The 17,319-nt window shown below is 71.3% G+C and carries 16 protein-coding genes and 1 pseudogene; 9 read left to right on the forward strand and 8 right to left on the reverse strand.

What is annotated here, in order from left to right; translation table 11 throughout:
- Positions 1 to 34 precede the first annotated feature (34 nt).
- The 6 genes and pseudogenes from AB0G04_RS05870 to AB0G04_RS05895 all read left to right on the forward strand — a co-directional run.
- Positions 35 to 1,588 (forward strand): FadD3 family acyl-CoA ligase, encoded by a 1,554-nt coding sequence (locus AB0G04_RS05870; protein ID WP_360977075.1) that lies wholly within the window; start codon positions 35 to 37, stop codon positions 1,586 to 1,588.
- Positions 1,585 to 2,421 (forward strand): enoyl-CoA hydratase, encoded by an 837-nt coding sequence (locus tag AB0G04_RS05875; protein ID WP_360977078.1) that lies wholly within the window; start codon positions 1,585 to 1,587, stop codon positions 2,419 to 2,421. The genes AB0G04_RS05870 and AB0G04_RS05875 overlap by 4 nt, the downstream gene beginning before the upstream one ends.
- On the forward strand, positions 2,418 to 3,680 hold the full coding sequence (locus tag AB0G04_RS05880) for an acyl-CoA dehydrogenase family protein (protein ID WP_360977081.1): 1,263 nt from the start codon (positions 2,418 to 2,420) through the stop codon (positions 3,678 to 3,680). Before AB0G04_RS05875 ends, AB0G04_RS05880 begins: the two co-directional genes overlap by 4 nt.
- Positions 3,677 to 4,888 (forward strand): acyl-CoA dehydrogenase family protein, encoded by a 1,212-nt coding sequence (locus AB0G04_RS05885; protein WP_360977084.1) that lies wholly within the window; start codon positions 3,677 to 3,679, stop codon positions 4,886 to 4,888. Before AB0G04_RS05880 ends, AB0G04_RS05885 begins: the two co-directional genes overlap by 4 nt.
- A complete protein-coding gene (locus tag AB0G04_RS05890; protein ID WP_360977087.1) occupies positions 4,888 to 5,862 on the forward strand; it encodes an acyl-CoA dehydrogenase family protein in 975 nt (324 codons plus the stop codon). Before AB0G04_RS05885 ends, AB0G04_RS05890 begins: the two co-directional genes overlap by 1 nt.
- 9 nt (positions 5,863 to 5,871) lie before the next feature.
- Positions 5,872 to 6,696: pseudogene (locus tag AB0G04_RS05895) on the forward strand (serine/threonine-protein kinase); the annotation flags it as partial.
- Between the two features lie 1,026 nt (positions 6,697 to 7,722).
- On the opposite strand, the gene AB0G04_RS05900 reads toward AB0G04_RS05895, so the two are convergent.
- The 5 genes from AB0G04_RS05900 to hsaA all read right to left on the reverse strand — a co-directional run bounded on the left by AB0G04_RS05900 (position 7,723) and on the right by hsaA (position 12,129).
- Positions 7,723 to 8,265 carry a Uma2 family endonuclease gene (locus AB0G04_RS05900; RefSeq protein WP_360977090.1) on the reverse strand — a complete coding sequence of 181 codons (543 nt, stop codon included), beginning with the start codon at positions 8,263 to 8,265 and terminating at the stop codon, positions 7,723 to 7,725.
- A 400-nt stretch (positions 8,266 to 8,665) separates the two neighbouring features.
- Positions 8,666 to 9,244, reverse strand: a complete 579-nt coding sequence (gene hsaB, locus AB0G04_RS05905; RefSeq protein ID WP_360977093.1) for a 3-hydroxy-9,10-secoandrosta-1,3,5(10)-triene-9,17-dione monooxygenase reductase subunit — start codon at positions 9,242 to 9,244, stop codon at positions 8,666 to 8,668.
- Positions 9,241 to 10,149: an iron-dependent extradiol dioxygenase HsaC gene (hsaC, locus tag AB0G04_RS05910; protein ID WP_360977096.1), complete on the reverse strand. Its 909-nt coding sequence runs from the start codon at positions 10,147 to 10,149 to the stop codon at positions 9,241 to 9,243. The genes hsaB and hsaC overlap by 4 nt, the downstream gene beginning before the upstream one ends.
- A complete protein-coding gene (gene hsaD, locus AB0G04_RS05915) occupies positions 10,146 to 10,961 on the reverse strand; it encodes a 4,5:9,10-diseco-3-hydroxy-5,9,17-trioxoandrosta-1(10),2-diene-4-oate hydrolase (protein ID WP_360977099.1) in 816 nt (271 codons plus the stop codon). Before hsaD ends, hsaC begins: the two co-directional genes overlap by 4 nt.
- 1 nt (position 10,962) lies before the next feature.
- Positions 10,963 to 12,129: a 3-hydroxy-9,10-secoandrosta-1,3,5(10)-triene-9,17-dione monooxygenase oxygenase subunit gene (gene hsaA, locus AB0G04_RS05920; protein WP_360977102.1), complete on the reverse strand. Its 1,167-nt coding sequence runs from the start codon at positions 12,127 to 12,129 to the stop codon at positions 10,963 to 10,965.
- Positions 12,130 to 12,210: 81 nt separating this feature from the next.
- Between hsaA and AB0G04_RS05925 the strand changes: the two genes are divergently transcribed.
- Genes AB0G04_RS05925 through AB0G04_RS05935 form a run of 3 tightly spaced genes read left to right on the forward strand, consistent with a single transcriptional unit; the run spans position 12,211 to position 14,500 of the window.
- Complete coding sequence (locus AB0G04_RS05925) at positions 12,211 to 13,338, forward strand: Rieske 2Fe-2S domain-containing protein (protein ID WP_360977105.1); 1,128 nt, start codon at positions 12,211 to 12,213, stop codon at positions 13,336 to 13,338.
- Positions 13,335 to 13,577, forward strand: coding sequence for a hypothetical protein (locus AB0G04_RS05930; RefSeq protein ID WP_360977108.1), 243 nt, complete (start codon positions 13,335 to 13,337; stop codon positions 13,575 to 13,577). The genes AB0G04_RS05925 and AB0G04_RS05930 overlap by 4 nt, the downstream gene beginning before the upstream one ends.
- Positions 13,577 to 14,500, forward strand: coding sequence for a ferredoxin--NADP reductase (locus AB0G04_RS05935; protein ID WP_360977111.1), 924 nt, complete (start codon positions 13,577 to 13,579; stop codon positions 14,498 to 14,500). Before AB0G04_RS05930 ends, AB0G04_RS05935 begins: the two co-directional genes overlap by 1 nt.
- Positions 14,501 to 14,592: 92 nt before the next feature.
- Here the strand turns inward: AB0G04_RS05935 and dmpG are convergent, their stop codons facing one another.
- The 3 genes from dmpG to AB0G04_RS05950 are packed head-to-tail and all read right to left on the reverse strand — an operon-like array spanning position 14,593 to position 17,241.
- The gene (gene dmpG / locus AB0G04_RS05940; RefSeq protein WP_360977114.1) at positions 14,593 to 15,600 is read right to left on the reverse strand and encodes a 4-hydroxy-2-oxovalerate aldolase; all 1,008 of its coding nucleotides are present in this window, start codon (positions 15,598 to 15,600) and stop codon (positions 14,593 to 14,595) included.
- Positions 15,578 to 16,456, reverse strand: coding sequence for an acetaldehyde dehydrogenase (acetylating) (locus AB0G04_RS05945; RefSeq protein ID WP_360977118.1), 879 nt, complete (start codon positions 16,454 to 16,456; stop codon positions 15,578 to 15,580). Before AB0G04_RS05945 ends, dmpG begins: the two co-directional genes overlap by 23 nt.
- A complete protein-coding gene (locus AB0G04_RS05950) occupies positions 16,453 to 17,241 on the reverse strand; it encodes a 2-keto-4-pentenoate hydratase (RefSeq protein WP_360977121.1) in 789 nt (262 codons plus the stop codon). Before AB0G04_RS05950 ends, AB0G04_RS05945 begins: the two co-directional genes overlap by 4 nt.
- Positions 17,242 to 17,319 lie beyond the last annotated feature (78 nt).

The following is a 17,319-nucleotide window of genomic DNA, read 5'->3' on the forward strand; positions in this document are numbered from 1 at the left end:
GGCATGGCCGTCCCGGTACGGCCTGGGAGGTCCGATGGAGACCGTTCCGGCGGCGGTGGCACGGGCAGCGCACGATTACGGCAGGGAACCCGCGCTGGTCGATCCGTATCAGCGGCGGTGGAACTTCGCCGAGCTGCACGACGATGTGACGACCGTTGCGCGCGCGTTGATCGCGTCCGGCATCGCACCCGGCGACCGGGTCGCGCTCTGGGCGCCGAACACCGCGCGCTGGGTGCTGGCCGCCCTCGGTGTGGCCTGCGCCGGAGCGACTCTCGTACCGATCAACACCCGGTTCACCGGCGGTGAGGCGGCCGGCATCATCCGCCGCAGCCACGCGAAGGGCCTGATCGTGACCGGGCCGTTCCTCGGCATCGACCGGCTCGCGTCGCTCCCGGCCGGGACCCTGCCGCCCTTCGTGCTCCCACTGCCGCACTGGGACGCGTTCCTCGGCCGGGCTGCCGCGGTCCCGGTGGCCACGGCCTCCGCAAGGGCCTCGGCGGTACGTCCGGACGACCTCGCCGACATCCTGTTCACCTCCGGCACCACCGGGGTCAGCAAGGGCGTGATGAGCGCGCACCGGCAGTCGCTGGGCGTGGCGCGCGCGTGGGCCGGGATCGCCGGGCTGAGCGTCCGCGACCGCTACCTGGTGATCAACCCGTTCTTCCACAGCTTCGGCCTGAAAGCCGGCATCCTGGCGTGCCTGACCAGCGGGGCGACGATCGTGCCGCAAGCCGTGTTCGACGTGCCGCGCACCTTCGACCTGATCGAGCACGAGCACGTCACCGTGCTGCCCGGGCCGCCGACCCTCTACCTGGGGCTGCTCGGCCATCAGAGCCGGATCGGGCGCTCGCTCGGATCGCTGCGGCTGGCCGTCACCGGAGCCGCGGCCGTGCCACCGGTGCTGGTCGAGCGGATCCGCGACGAGCTGGGCTTCGCGACGGTCCTGACCGCGTACGGACTGACCGAGGCCGTGGTGGCGACCATGTGCCGGCCCGGCGACGACACCCGGACCGTCGCGTGCACCAGCGGGCGGGCCGCCGCCGGATTCGAGGTGCGGATCGCCGAGAAGGACGGCGAGGTGCTGCTGCGCGGGCCCAACCTGATGCTCGGCTACCTCGACGACCCGGACGCCACCGCGTCGGCCGTCGACCCGGACGGCTGGCTGCACACCGGCGACGTGGGACGGCTCGACGAGCACGGCAACCTGACGATCACCGACCGGCTCAAGGACATGTACGTGTGCGGCGGCTTCAACGTCTACCCGGCCGAGGTGGAACGGGTGATCGCCGGGCTGCCCGGCGTGGCCGAGGTGGCCGTCGTGGGGGTGCCCGACGAACGGCTCGGCGAGATCGGCCGCGCCTATGTGGTGCCGCGGCCCGGGCACGAACCCGACCCGGACGCGGTGATCGCCTTCTGCCGGGAACGGCTCGCCGGCTACAAGGCGCCACGCTCGGTCGAGCTGCGGTCCGAACTCCCGCACAACGCGAGCGGGAAGGTCCTCAAATACCTGCTGCGGGAGCCCACCGCCCCGGCCCTTCCACACCGCACGCCAGGGCCGGAAGGACGATCCGGAGGAGGACCCGCATGAGCGACGAGGTGCTCTACGAGCGGCGCGGGCCGGTCGCGCTCGTCACGATGAACCGGCCGCGTTACCGCAACGCGCAGAACTCGGCCATGACGTACGCGCTCGACGACGCGTTCACCCGGGCCGTCGACGACGATGACGTACGGGTGATCGTGCTGGCCGGCGCGGGCGATCACTTCTCCGCCGGGCACGACATCGGCACCCCGGAACGCGACGCCGACACGCCGTTCCCGCGACGGGCGGTGACCTGGTGGGACCACACCACGAAGGCCGGAGCCGATCGGCGGTACGCCCGCGAGTCGGAGGTCTACCTCGGCATGTGCCGGCGCTGGCGGGACATCCCGAAACCGTCGATCGCCATGGTGCAGGGCGCCTGCGTGGCCGGTGGGCTGATGCTCGCCTGGGTGTGCGACCTGATCGTCGCGGCCGAGGACGCGTTCTTCGCCGACCCGGTGCTGCGGATGGGCATTCCCGGCGTCGAGTACTTCGCCCACCCGTGGATGGTGGGACCGCGTCTCGCCCGGGAGATGCTCTTCACCGGGGATCGATGGGGAGCGCGACGGGCGTACGAGATCGGGATGGTCAACCGGATCGTGCCGCGCGCCGCGCTGGAGACCGAGACCCTCGCCGTGGCCGCGAGGATCGCCACGATGCCGCCGTTCGGGCTGGCGCTGGCGAAACGCGCGGTGAACCAGTGCGAGGACCAGATGGGCATGCGCGCCGGGATGGACGCGGTGTTCGGCCTGCATCATGTGGCTCATTCGCACAACGCCGAGGTCAGCGACGACCCGCTGGCCGGTCTCGACGCCGCCGCCATGAAGAGGGCCGCGAGGTGAACCTCGACCTCGACCCGGCCGCCGTCGCGTTCCGCGATCTCGTGCGTGCCTTCCTCCGGGAGAACGTTCCGTCCGCTCCCCTGCCCGGCGTCGACACCGCCGCCGGTGACGCCGCCCACCGGGAATGGGAGCGCAAGCTCGCGGACGCCGGGCTGGCGGCCGTGTCGTGGCCGGTCGAGTACGGCGGACGGGCCGCACCACCGCTGCACACGCTGCTGTTCGACGAGGAGTACCACGCGGCCGGGGCGCCCGTGCGGATCGGGCAGAACGGGCTGTTCCTGCTGGCCCCGACACTGCTCGCGCACGGCACCGCCGAGCAGTGCGCGCGGGTGCTGCCGCCGATGGCCCGCGGTGACGAGGTGTGGGCGCAGGCCTGGTCGGAACCGTCGGCGGGCAGCGATCTCGCGGCGATCCGGTCGCGAGCCGTGCGGACCGGCGGCGGGTGGGTGCTGTCCGGGCTGAAGACGTGGAGTTCCCGGGCGGTCGTCGCGGACCGGGCGTTCGGCCTGTTCCGCAGTCACTCCGGCGAGCCGCGGCACCAGGGCCTCACCTATCTGATGTTCGACCTCCGCGCACCGGGCGTGACGGTACGGCCGATCCGGCAGCTCGACGGGACGGCCGGGTTCGCGGAGATCTTCCTCGACGACGTGTTCGTACCGGACTCCGACGTGATCGGGACGGCCGGGGACGGCTGGCGGGTCGCCATGAGCACGGCCGGGCACGAGCGCGGCCTGTCGCTGCGCGGGCCGGGCCGGTTCACGGCAACCGCCGGCCGGCTGCTCCAGCTGTGGCAGACCACCGGCCCGGCCAGACCCCAGCGCTGTATCCGGTGCGGTGATACAGCGCCGGATTCTGGCCGGACCGATGCGGCTGGCACCCAGCGCTGTATCCGGTGCGGTGATACAGCGCTGCGGTCTGGCCGGAGCGGAGCGGCTGGCACCCAGCGCTGTCCCGGGGCCGCTGAGACAACGGCAGGGGCCAGCCGGGTGGTCGACGCGTGGATCGGGGCCCGGGCGTACCGGATGCGGGCGTTCGCGTCGCTTGACGTGCCGGTCGCGCCGAGTGCCACCAAGCTGTTCTGGTCCGAACTCGACGTCGCCCTGCACGAGACCGCGTCGGACCTGCTCGGACCCGACGCCGAGATCGATCCGGAGTGGGCCGCCGGATATCTGTTCTCGCTGGCCGGGCCGATCTACGCGGGAACCAACGAGATCCAGCGGGACATCCTCGCGCAGCGGGTGCTGGGCCTGCCGCGATGAGACTCGCGCCGTCCGGGGAACAGAACCACTTCGCCGCCGTGCTGCACGAGATGCTCAGCGAGGCGCCGGCCCACGACGGCGCCGGACCAGACCGTCGGCTGTGGGCCGCGCTCGGCGACGCCGGTGTCACCGGGCTGATGATCCCGGAGCGGGCCGGCGGGCTCGGCGCCGGGGCCGACGACCTGGTGATCGCGTGCGAACAGCTCGGACGGCACGCGGTCGCGGGACCGGTCGCCGAGTCGGTCGCGGCCGTACCGCTGCTGCTCGGGCCGGACGACGAGCGGCTGGCCGGGCTCGCCGCGGGACAGGTGATCGCATCGCTCGCGGCGCCGCCGTGGCTTCCGTACGCCCTCGACGGGGACAGTGCGGATCTGATCCTGCTCGTGGACGGGGACGCCGTTCGTCTCGGGCGGGCCGGGGCGGTTCATCAGTCCGCGGATCCGGCGCGGCGGCTCGCCGACGTCGAGTGCGGTGCCCTGCTCGGGACGGGACGGCCGATCCGGCAGGCCCTGGATCTGGGGGTGCTCGCGTGTTCGGCTCAGCTGCTCGGGGCCGGGCAGGCACTGCTTGACATGTCCGTCGGGTATGCGCGCACACGGACGCAGTTCGGGCGGCCGATCGGCTCGTTCCAGGCGGTGCGGCACCGGCTGGCGGACGTGGCCGTCGCGCTCGACTTCGCCCGGCCGCTGCTGTACGCGGCGGCGGTCGCCTGGACCGGGCCGCATCTCGGCGCCGCAGCGATCCGGCACCTCGCGGCGGATCACGCCGCCGCAGCGGTCCGGGACACCGCGGGCCATCCCGGCGCCGCAGCGGTCCGGGACACCGCGGCGGATCTCGACGCCGGACGGGATGTGTCGGCCGCCAAGGTCGCGTGCGGACAGGCGGCGCTGCTCGCGGCGCGGACGGCGCTGCAGGTGCACGGGGCGATCGGGTACACGGCCGAGCACCGGCTCGGGCGCCATCTCACCCTGGTCCGGGCACTGCACCTGTCCTGGGGGACGCCGGACCAGCATCGGGCGCGGGTGCTCGCCGCGATCACCGGTACCGGCACAGCACCGGACGGCCGCGCGACAGCCGGTGACCCGGCGCCTCAGCCCGTGAGCCGCCTTGGGGCCGCGAGTGGCGCGGACGTCGCGTGGCCGTCACGGGGCTGCCCGGAATCGGCGGGGGCGGGCATTGCCCGTACCGATGGAAAAGGAAGTGAGTGATGGTGGAGGAACGTGCGGCGCTGCGGGAGGCGGTGCGCGGACTGCTCGGCTCCGCCGGACCCGACGCGGGCCTGTGGGCGCGGCTGTGCAAGGAGATCGGCGTCGCGGGGCTCATCGTCCCGGAGGCGTACGGCGGAGCCGGCGCCACCCTGGCCGAGGCGGCGATCGTGCTCGAGGAGCTCGGCCGGGTGCTGAGCCCCGCGCCGATGCTCGGCACCCTCTTGGCCGTCGAGGCGCTCCTGCGGTCCGGCGACGAGGAGGCCCGCCGGCGGCTGCTGCCCGCCGTCTGCGCCGGTGAACGGGTCGTGACCGTGGCCTGGGACGGTTCCGGCAACGTGACCGACGGCCTGGTCAGCGGCGTGTTCCCGGACGTCTTCGCGGCCGGGACCGTGCTCGTCACGGTGGACGGGGCGTTGCACGAGGTGGAGATCGAGGCCGAGGTGACCGCGACACTCGACGTGACCCGGCAGGTGGGCACTCTGCGACTCGACGCGGTGCCGGGAAGGCGCCTGAACGGCCCGGCACCCGTGCTACGGGACCTCGCCTGTGCCGCGCTCGCCGCCGAACAGGTCGGCACCGCGGAACGTGCCCTCGAACTGACCGTCGCCCACGTCAAGGACCGGCATCAGTTCGGACGGCCGATCGGCTCGTTCCAGGTGTTGCAGCATCGCCTCGCCGAGGCGTACATCCGGGTGCAGGCCGCCCGCTCGGCCTCCGAATCCGCCGTCGAAGCGCTGGTCAGCGGTTCCCCCGAAGCCGGTCGGCTCGCCGCCGTCGCGAAGATCACCTGCTCGGAGACGCTGCGGGCGGTGGCCGCCGAGATGGTGCAGATGCACGGCGGCATCGCGATCACCTGGGAACACGACGCCCACCGCTACCTCCGGCGGGCGTGGGCCTCGGCACGGCTCTACGGATCGCCGGACATGCATGTCGCACGGCTCACACCGACGGTGCTGGTGGACTTTTCCCACTAGCATGATCCGGTGCTTTCACCGGGAGACGTGCTCAACGGCCGCTACCAGTTGACGCAGCGGATCGCGGCGGGCGGCATGGGCGAGGTGTGGCGCGGCAACGACCTGCTGCTGCACCGGGAGATCGCGGTCAAGGTGCTGCTCCCGGCGTTGATGTCCGATTCCGACTTCATCACCAGGTTCCGCTCCGAAGCCCGGATGATGGCCGCTCTGCGCCACCCGGGCATCGTGCAGGTCTACGACTACGGTGAGAATGCGCAGGTCGGCGGGCATCGGCTCGACTATCTCGTGATGGAGTACATCGACGGCACCCCGCTGTCGAAGAAGATCCAGCAGGCCGGTCGCCTCGGTGCGGCCGAGACCATGACCGTCGTCGCCCAGGTGGCCGACGCCCTGCACGCCGCCCACGAGGCCGGCATCGTGCATCGCGACGTCAAACCCAGCAACCTGCTGGTGCGGCCGGCCGGCGCCATCGTGCTCGTCGACTTCGGAGTGGCCCGGTCCACCGGGATCACCGGCATCACCAGCACCAACGTGGTTCTCGGCAGTGCGCACTACATGGCACCGGAACAGGCCGAGGGGCGGCCGGTCACCGCCGTCACCGACGTGTACGCGCTCGGTGCCGTCGCCTTCAGCTGCCTGGCCGGGCGGCCGCCGTACGTCGGCGACAACCCGCTCGCCGTCCTCGCCCAGCTGGTGCACGGCCTGCCGCCCGTCCTGCCGGCCGACGTTCCCGCCGCGGTGGCCTCGGTCGTCCTGCGGGCGCTGGCCAAGGACCCGGGTCAGCGTTTCCCCAGCGCGTCCGCGTTGGCTGCGGCGGCCCGGGGTGCGGCATCTGCCCGGCCCGGCATGGCGGCCTCCGGCGGCAACCCTCCGCCGTACGGCTCAGTCGCGTCGCCACCGCCGGCCCCGTCGCCCGGTTCCGCCGCTTTCCGGCCGGCTCCGAGCTCGCCCGCCCGGCCCGGAGCCGCAGGTTCGTTCGCGCCCGGAGCCGCAGGTTCGGTCGCGCCCGGGTCCGCCCGGGTCGACGGGCCGTCGCGCGGGCATTACGCCGTGGGCGCGGCGCCGGCCGGCTCAGCGTCCGCCGGGTCTGCCGCTGCCGCTTTCGGTGCGGCCGGGACTGCCGCGACGGGCTCGGTCGGCGGTGATGCCACTGCCGTGCCGCCGCGGCGGCGCAACATGACCGTGGTACTCGCGGCCGTCGCTGTCGTTGCCCTGCTCTCGGGTGTCGGGATCATCATCGATAACCGGCACGGTACCAGTGACCCGGTCATCGAATCACAGGCCGGCGGGCCCCCGGGTGCGCAGATGCAGGCCGGCGGCGAGGACGGCGAGCCCCGTGGCGAGGCCGGTACCCGTCCCGCAAAGCAGAAGCCGTCCCCGAAAGGCACGACCGCGAAACCGGCGGAGACAACCGCTCCCGGCGATGACCCGGCCACCGACCCTGATCAGCCCACCACCACGGCGACCACCGACCCGGACGCGAGCGGTGACCCGGACTCGACCGCTCCGGCCACGAATCCGCACAGCGATCCGGTTCAGCTCTGCGGGGAGGGCTACGCGGTGATCGACTCGAAGAAGCTGAAGACCGGTGCGGGAGTGCTACGAGGCACGGTCTACCTGCTCCACCGGGAATCCGGCGGAATGAACTGCGTGGTGACCATCAAGGCGAACACCCTGGACCAGAAGACCGTGATGGCCGCGATCCTCGAGGTGCAGGGCGACGTGACAAAGGCGGACAAGGGGTCATTCCAGTATTACGCCGGTCCGGTGAGCGCGGCAGCTCCGGCGACCTGCATCCGCTGGAGCGGCACCGTGGGCGGCCTGACATTCCTCAGCGAATGGTCGCACTGCAGCTGACCGTCACATGCGCTCGATCTCGGTGAGGTCGATGTCGATCTCGAACGGCACGGTCAGCACCACCCGGTCGTGGAAGATGCCGAGCGAGCCGTACTCCCCCTTGGCCGGATCGAGCTCGTAGGCGTAGACGACCGGCTTGCCCTCCTGAGCCTCGACCCGCCAGAAATACGGGATACCGGCCTCGGCATACAGCTGTGGTTTGCGGGACCGGTCACGGATGAGCGACTCGGGTGACACGACTTCGACCGCGAGCACGACCGCCTGAGCCGGATACCACGTGGCGGTGAGGTCTGTTTCAGCGTCGGCATGCAAGACGACCACATCTGGTTCCGGACGCTGTTTGTTGTTGAGAACCACCGACATGTCCCTGCGGACTCGATAGGTCGGCCGAGGTGCGGCTGACCTTAGAGACTGGGTCAGAAGGTCGAGCATAAGAGTGTGAAACACCTTCTGCGGGCTCACGAGGACAAGACTCCCGTCGATGAGCTCGGCATGCGGCGGGAGATCGGGAATCCGATCCAGGTCATCAGCGGTGTACCCCTCCACGGGCGGACGATGCCACTCAGGCGCTGACTCGACGCTCACGGACCGGCCTCCTCTGCGGACGAATTGCCGTTCCCGAAGCCTACCCACGTGGGCACCCCCTCAGCAGCGATCGACCCGGCCAGGCCGGATGCGGATCTGGCAGCTTGCGACACGGAATTCACGTCGGCCGGCTCCGCGTGACACTCGCGTCTCCGGCGTCCACGACCCCTGCAAACGACTATAGTCGCACGCCCAGCTGACACCAAGCCAGATGTCATCCTCCCGCCGAACATGGCACAACCAACCCGCCGGCCGTACGACAGTCAGGCCTCGCGGGCGGTCGACAGGCCCGACGTATGGCCGGCGGGTGAGATCCAGCCGGTGTGGCGAGGCCAGGAGCGCAGGGTGCCCGCCGGCCGGGTCAGATCCAGTCGGTGTGGCGGGGCCAGGAGAGCAGGGTGTCGACCACCTCGGGTGGCTCGTACGGCGAGACCGGGGTGGTCGTCGTGTAGCGGCTGCGGTGGAAGAGCAGCGGCGCGGCGTCGCGGCAGGGGCCGAGCGACGTCACCCGGCCGATGACGACGACGTGGTCCCCGCCCGGGTGGACGGCGTCGACGGTGCAGTCCGCCCAGGTCAGGGCTCCGGTCAGGACGGGAGCACCGGAGGGTGCCGAGGTCAGGTCGAGGGCGGCGAACCGGTCGGTGCCGCGGGTGCCGAAGAGCCGGGAGATGTCACGCTGGTCGGACGCGAGGATGTTGACGCAGAACGTTCCGGCGGCACGGATGCGGCGCCAGGTGTCCGATCCGGATTGCGGGCAGAACAGCACCAGCGGCGGGTCGAGCGAGAGCGGCGCGAACGCCTGGCAGGCGAAGCCGGCCGGGCCGTCGGCATCGGCCACCGTGATGACGGTGACGCCGGTGCCGAAGTGCCCGAACACGTGCCGGAACCGCCGGCTGTCCACGCCGGAGGGGCGGGAGTAGGCGGGCGGCGGGCTGGTCAATGGCCTCCTCCACCGGAGAAGCGGTGGCCCCAGACGCTGTGGGCGGTGGTCTGACGGGCCACCCACGTCGTGTCGTCGACGGTGAGGCCGCCGTAGCCGTACTCGATGTCGAAGCCGCTCGGTGTGCGGACGTAGAAGGAGACCATCTCGTCGTTGGCGTGACGGCCCAGGGTGGAGATCATCGGCGCCTTGTTGCGTGCGCAGCGGTCGATGGCCCGGCCCACGTCGTCGAGAGTCTCGGTCTCGATCATCAGGTGGACCAGTCCGGTGGGCGCCGGAATGGGGGCCAGGGCGACGCTGTGGTGGCGGGGGCCGCAGCCGAGGAAACGCATCCACAGTGGGTGGTCGCTCGGCGGCAGGCCGAGGTGTTCGGGGATCAGGCGCATCGAGTCGCGGAGGCGGAAGCCGAGGACCTCGGTCCAGAACCGGAGCGACGCCGGGTCGTCGCGAGCGGGCAGCACCACGTGCCCCATGCCCTGGGTGCCGGTGACGAACCGGGTGCCGTACGCGCTGAGTGACGGGCGGTTGTCGAGGGCGGCGCCGCAGAAGAACTCGAGGCGATTGCCCGCCGGGTCGTCGACACTGATCAGGTCGGAGACACGGCGGTCGGCCAACTCGTCGGCACCGGCCGGTTCGACGGCTGCGCCGGCCGCGTCGAGGACCCGGACGAGTGCGGTCATGGCGGCCGGGCCGGCGAGTTCCCAGCCGGAGGCGGCCAGCCGGTCCTTCTCGCCGGGCACCACCACGATGCGGGCCGGCATCTCGTCCATGCGCAGGTACACCGCCTGCGGGTCGGGGCCGCGGCCCTCGGTCATACCGAGCACCTTGACGCCGAAGTCACGCCAGGCGGGCAGGTCGGTCGCTTCGACACGCAGGTAGCCGAGGGATCGGATCAGGTTTGTCACGAGCGGTTCCCTCCGGGCGAGGACAGGAAGTCGATGGCGAGGCGGTTGAACTCGTCGAATTTCTCCAGGTGGGCCCAGTGGCCGCAGCCGCCGAAGACGTGCAGGCGGGCGTTGCGCAGGATCTTGAGGGCCACCAGGGCGCCGTCGAGCGGGTTGACCCGGTCCTCGCGGCCCCAGACGAGCAGGGTCTCGTGGCGCAGCCGGTGGGCGTCGCGCCAGAGCATCCCTTCCTCGTACGTCCGCGGGTCGCTGAACGACGCCCCCATCTCGCGCATCGCACGCATGGCGGCCGGGTCTCTCGCGGCCTGGAGACGTTCCTCGATCAGTTCGCCGGTGATCAGGGATGGATCGAACACGAGGGTACGGAGGAACGCGGCCAGCCGTTCGCGGCTCGGGTCACGGCCGAACGCGGCGAGGCGCTTGACCCCTTCGGTGGGGTCGGCGGAGAAGACGTTCAGTGACAGACCGCCGGGTCCCATCAGGAGCAGCCGCCGGACCCGTTCCGGATGTGTCAGGGCGAACCGCACGGCCGTTCCACCGCCGAGCGAGTTCCCGATCAGGTCGGCCTGCTCGATGCCGAGCTTGTCGAGCAGGGCGGCCAGCCGGCCCGCGGCGTGGGTGAAGTACTGCCCTTCGACGGGGTCGCCGAGCGAGCCACCGTATCCGGGCTGGTCGACTGCGATGACATCGAAGAATGGAGCGAGCGCGGGGATCGTACGGCCGAAATTGCTCCGGGCGGACGCACCGGGACCGCCCCCGTGGAGCAGAACCACCGGTGACCCCGCGCCGTCGCGGTGAAAAGCCAGTGTCATCTCACACCATCGCGTCGTTGAGCGGCAGGCCGAACTCGCCGCGGCCGAACATGGACAGCGCCCGTTCCGGGTCGTTGATCGCGTGGACACGACCGGAGTGGGCGTCGCGCCAGAAGCGCTGGATCGGGGTGCCGACGGCGAGGGCGCGACCTCCGGAGTTCTCGAAGAGCCGGTCGACGGCGCGGATGGCGAGCTCGGTGCCGCGTACCTGATCCCGGCGGACGCGCAACCGCAGCGGCATCGGGAGTCTGCTGCCCGCGGTGACCAGGTCCATCAGGTCGCGCATGTTCGCCTGCAGGGCGAACCAGGCGGAGTCGATGTCGCCGGCCGCCTCGGCGACGCGTACCTGCGAGTGCGGGTCCTCGGCAGCCTTGACGCCGACGTAGGAGGCGCGTACGCGGGAGCGCGTGTGGTCGACGTGGGCCTGGTAGGCGCCGGTCGCCATCCCGATGATCGGGGTGGTGATCGCGTAGGAGAACAGCGACGCGTACGGGATCCGGTAGAGCGGTGCGGGGTTCTGCTCCTGGCCGGGGCAGACGCAGCGGGCCGTGTCGTTGAAACTCAGCGCGCGGTGGGCCGGGACGAAGGCGTTGCCGACGACGATGTCGTTGGAGCCGGTGCCGCGGAGGCCGACGGTGTGCCAGACGTCCTCGATCGTGTAGTCGGCAGCGGGCAGCAGGAAGGTGCAGAAGTCGGCGGGGGTGCCGTCGTCGCCGGGCGGGACGATGCCGCCGAGCAGCACCCAGGTGGCGTGGTCGCAGCCGGACGAGAAGCTCCAGCGCCCGTCGACGCGATAGCCGCCGTCGACCCTGGTGATCCTGCCGGTGGGTGCGTAGGACGACGACATGCGGGTGCCGGTGTCGTTGCCCCAGACCTCCTGCTGCGCCCGGTCGGGGAAGAGCGCGAGCTGCCAGGCGTGCACGCCGATGACCGAGGCGACCCAGCCGGTGGAGCCGCAGGCCGAGGCGATCTCGCGGACCGAGGTGAGGAAGGTGAGCGGGTGCGCCTCGTGGCCGCCGAACCGGGCCGGTTGCAGCAGGCGGAAGAAGCCGGTCTCGGCGAGCGCCTTGACGGTTTCCGGTGCCAGCGCGCGGCGATCCTCGGTCTCCTGGGCACGCTCGCGCAGAACAGGTAACAGTTCTCTAACTCCGGCGAGGACCGCTTCCATGAGATCCCTCCAGGCTGGTTGGCCGCGTGTCGAGCGACCCCTATACTAGAACACGTTCTACCTGACGACCAGGAGCGGCTCATGACCATCAGCCAGCAACCGCGCACCATCGACGTCGGCAGACCACCGGCGAGGTTCGCCCGGGGGTGGCACTGCCTGGGACTGGCCGAGGGGTTCCGGGACGGGCGGCCGCACGCGATCGAGGCGTTCGGCACGAAGCTCGTGGTGTTCGCCGACTCGCACGGTGAGCTGCACGTGCTCGACGGCTACTGCCGGCACATGGGCGGCGACCTCACGCAGGGGACGGTCAAGGGCGACGCGATCGCCTGCCCGTTCCACGACTGGCGGTGGAACGGTGACGGCCGGTGCGTCGAGGTGCCGTACGCGCATCGCATCCCGATGCGCGCCCGCACCCGGTCGTGGACCACCTGCGAGCAGAATCGTCAGCTGTTCGTCTGGAACGATCCGCAGGGCAGTCCGCCGCCGCCGGAGGTCGCCATCCCCCGCATCGAGGGCGCCTTCTCCGACGAGTGGAGCGACTGGACCTGGGACTCGGTGCGCATCGACGGCGCCAACTGCCGCGAGATCATCGACAACGTGGTCGACATGGCCCACTTCTTCTACATCCACTTCGCGTTCCCGACGTTCTTCAAGAACGTGCTCGAGGGCCACGTGGCGGCGCAGTTCCTGAACACCCGCCCGCGACCCGACGTGCCGGCCGCCGCGAGCCAGTCGGGCGACGCGTCACTGCGGTCGGAGGCCGCCTACTACGGGCCGGCCTACATGATCGACTATCTGTACAACGACTGGAACGGCATCGGCATCGAGTCGGTGCTGATCAACTGCCACTACCCGGTCAGCCCGGACTCGTTCGTGCTCCAGTGGGGCGTGATCATGAAACGGCTGCCCGGCCTGACCACCGAGCAGGCGGCCAAGGCCGCGGCCAAGTTTTCCAAGAGCATCGGCGTCGGGTTCCTGCAGGACGTGGAGATCTGGAAGAACAAGACCCGGATCGACAACCCGCTGCTCTGCGCCGAGGACGGGCCGGTCTACCAGCTGCGGCGGTGGTACGAGCAGTTCTACGTCGACGTCGAGGACATCACCGACGACATGGTGGCGCGGTACGAGTTCGAGGTCGACACCACCCGCGCGGTGCAGACGTGGGAGGCCGAGGTCGCCGAGAACCAGGCCCGGACCGCCGCGTCATGACCGAGCGCGCCGAATACCTGGAGGGCGGCCTGACCGGCGTCGGCTGCGACGAGTGCGGGATGCCGGTCCGGGCCGGCAAACGCAGCGCGATGCAGACCAGCGTCCAATGGACCGGCGGGGCGTGCGCGCTGCTCACCGCCGAGGCGGGCGGACGGCCGGCGGCGCTCGTGCCGACCTGCACCAAACTTCGCGAAAGCATCGACCGAGCGGTACGTGAGGGTCGCCTGGAGGTGAGCTGATGCCCGTCTTCCGTCCGATCCGGATCGCCTCGGTCATCCCGGAGACCGCGGACGCGTGTTCCCTGGTGCTCGACACGGCGCTCGACTACCTGCCCGGCCAGTACCTGACCGTACGCACCCCGGCCGGAGACCGCTGCTACTCGCTGGCGAGCGCGCCGGGCACCGGCGAGGCCCCGAGGATCACCGTCAAGCGGGTGCGCTCCGGGCAGGTGTCGAACTGGATCTGCGACCACGTCCGGGTCGGCGACGTCCTGGAGATGGCCGGACCGGCCGGCCGGTTCACGCCCGACTCGCTCGACGAGGATCTGCTGCTGCTGGCCGGGGGCTCCGGCATCACCCCGATCATGGGGATCATCAAGGCGACGCGCGGCGATCCGGTCCTCGTCTACGCCAACCGTGATGCCGGGTCGGTCATCTTCCGGGCCGAGCTCGACGGCCGGCTGCCGGTCACCTGGTGGATGGACGACGAGCGCGGCGTGCCGACCGCCGACTCGTTGAAAGTGCTGCTCACGCCGTACATCGGCAGGAAGTCCTTCGTCTGCGGCCCGGAGGCGTTCGTCGCGGTCGCCGAGAAGGCGCTGCAGCTGGCCGGCGTGCCCGCCGATCGGATCCGGATCGAGAGATACGAGACGGCCCCGGTCGACAGTCCGGAATCGATCGCCGAGGTCACCATCGACGGGCAGACGCACATACTGCCGTGGGCGCCCGGCAAGCGACTCCTCGACGTGATCATCGACGCCGGGCTCAACCCGCCGTACTCCTGCCGGCAGGGCCAGTGCGGCGCGTGCGCGGTCCGGCTGATCAGTGGCGAGGTCAGCCTGGTCAACAACGAGATCCTCGAGGACGAGGACTTCGCCGACGGCTACACCCTGGCCTGCCAGGCGGTTCCGGTCACCGGGCACGTCTCGGTCACCTACTACTAGATCGTACGGGCTACGAGGAGTGCCGTTCCTACGACGCGAGAGGCTGCCCGCCGCACCGGCCCCAGCGCGACCGCCGGGGCTGAGGCGGCCCCTCACCGCCCGCCCGCGAGTTCACGGGCGATGGTGATCAACTGGTCCTCCTGGCCGCCGACCAGGCGACGCTCACCGGCCCGCACCAGGATCTCGGCACCGGAGACGCCATAGCGTTCGGCAAGCGAGTACGCGTGCATCAGGAAGCTGGAGTAGACCCCGGCGTAGCCCATGATCAGAGCCATCCGGTCGAGCCTGCACTCGTCGGCCATCACCGGGCGGACCACGTCCTCGGCCGCATTGACAATCTTGAAGAAGTCGACGCCCGTACGGATGCCGAGCTTGTCGCAGACCCCCACGAACGCCTCGACCGGGGTGTTGCCCGCGCCGGCCCCGAACCGCCGGGTGCTGCCGTCGATCTGTCTCGCCCCGGCCCGGTACGCCAGCACCGAGTTGGCGACCCCGAGCCCCAGGTTCTCGTGCCCGTGGAAGCCGACCTGCGCGTCCGCGCCCAGTTCCGCGACGAGTGCGGCGACCCGGTCGCTGACCTGGTCGAGCACGAGCGCCCCGGCCGAGTCGACGACGTAGACGCACTGGCACCCGGCGTCGGCCATGATCCGGGCCTGCGCGGCGAGCCGTTCCGGCGGTATCGAGTGGGCCATCATCAGGAACCCGACGGTCTCGAGTCCCAGATCGCGGGCCAGGCCGAAGTGCTGCACCGAGATGTCTGCCTCGGTGCAGTGGGTGGCGATCCGGCAGACCGTGGCGCCGTTGCCCGCGGCGGCCCGGATGTCGTCGAAGATCCCGACGCCGGGCAGCATCAGGAACGCGATCCGCGCGCGGGTCGCCGTCCGGACCGCCGCGCTGATCAGATCCTGCTCGGGGGTGCGGCTGAACCCGTAGGTGAACGACGATCCGCCGAGCCCGTCGCCGTGGGCGACCTCGATGACCGGCACACCGGCGTCGTCGAGGGCGGCGACGATCGCGGTGACCTCGTCCACGGTGAACCGGTGCCGTTTGGCGTGCGACCCGTCCCGTAACGACGAGTCAGTGATCCTCAGATCCGGCAAGACACTCACCTACCCTGGTCGCGGCCGCGGTCATGATGTCCAGATTCCCGGCGTACGCGGGCAGGTAGTCGCCCGCCCCCTCGACCTCGACGAAGATCCCGACCCGCAGCTGATCGCCGATCAGGTCGAACTGTGGTTCGTCGAGCAGCCGGAAGCCCGGCACGTACGACGCGATCGCGGCCGCCCGGTCCTCGACGGACCTGGTGACGTCCGCCCGGTCGGCGTCCGGGGACACCGCGCAGAAGATGGTGTCCCGCATGATCAGCGGCGGGTCGGCCGGGTTCAGCACGATGATCGCCTTCCCTCGCGCCGCGCCGCCGATGGTCTCCAGCCCGCGACTCGTGGTCCGGGTGAACTCGTCGATGTTCGCCCTGGTCCCGGGTCCGGCCGAGCGTGATGCCACGGTCGCCACGATCTCGGCGTAACCGACCGCCGTCACCCGCGACACCGCATGCACCATCGGGATCGTCGCCTGCCCGCCGCAGGTGATCAGGTTCAGGTTCGGCGCGTCGCGGTGCTCGCCGAGGTTCACCTCCGGCACCACGGCGGGCCCGATCGCCGCCGGCGTCAGGTCGACGGCCCGGATGCCGGCCTCCGCGTAGCGGGGCGCGTTCGCCCGGTGCACCGCCGCCGACGTGGCCTCGAACACCAGGTCCGGCAGCGGGTCCTGCCGCAGCAGCCACCCGGCGCCGTCGCTGCTGACCGCCAGCCCGGCCGCCGCCGCCCGCCGCAGCCCGGGGCTGTCCGGATCGGCGCCGGCCATCCACAGTGGCTCGATCGCCGGCGACCGGAGCAGCTTGTACATCAGGTCGGTCCCGATGTTGCCGGACCCGACGATCGCCGCTCGCCATGTCATGCCCGCTCCCTCGCGAAGGTCAGTCCCACCGTGCCGAGCCCGTCGAACTCGGCCCGGAACTCGTCTCCCGGCCGCACGTCCACGGCCCGCGCGCATGCCCCCGGCAGGATCAGGTGCCCGGCCCGCAGACGGACCCCGAATCGCGCGACCGTCCGCGCCAGCCACGCCACGGCGGTCACCGGGTTCCCGAGCACCGCGTCCGACCGGCCCGCCGCCACGATCTCGGTTCCGCGACGCAACACCGCGGCGATGCCGCGAGGATCGATCTCATCCGGTCGTACGCGCTGAGCACCGACCACGAATTCGGCGGAGGAGGCGTTGTCCGCGATCGTGTCGGCCAGGCTGATCTGCCAGTCCGCGATCCGGCTGTCGATCAGCTCGATCGACGGGGCGAACGCCTCGGTCGCCGCGAGCACGTCGTCCTCGGTGCAGTCCGCCCCCGGCAGGTCGTCGCCGAGCAGGAACGCCACCTCGATCTCCACCCGCGGGAAACAGAACCGTGACGCGTCGGCGGGTTCGTCCTCGGACAGTCGCATGTCGGCGAGCAGATGCCCGTAGTCGGGTTCGTCGACGCCCATCATCTCCTGCATCACCTTCGACGAGAGCCCCACCTTGTGCCCGACGACCGGGGCACGGCGCCGCCGGATGTTGTGCAGCTGGATCTCGTACGCGTCGCTCGCCGACAGCCCCGGGAACTCCGCGGTGACCGGCGCGATCGGTGCCCGGTCCCGTTCGGCGTCCCGCAGCCGGCCGGCGATCCGCCGCAGTTCGTCAGCGCTGACCATCGCGGTCCTCCATCCTCTCGGCCCGCTCCGCTCCGGGCGCATCGTGATCCCGCGCCCCACCCGGCCGGCCGTGCCCGG

The organism is Actinoplanes sp. NPDC023801 (genome assembly GCF_040639655.1).
Classification (GTDB): Bacteria; Actinomycetota; Actinomycetes; order Mycobacteriales; family Micromonosporaceae; genus Actinoplanes.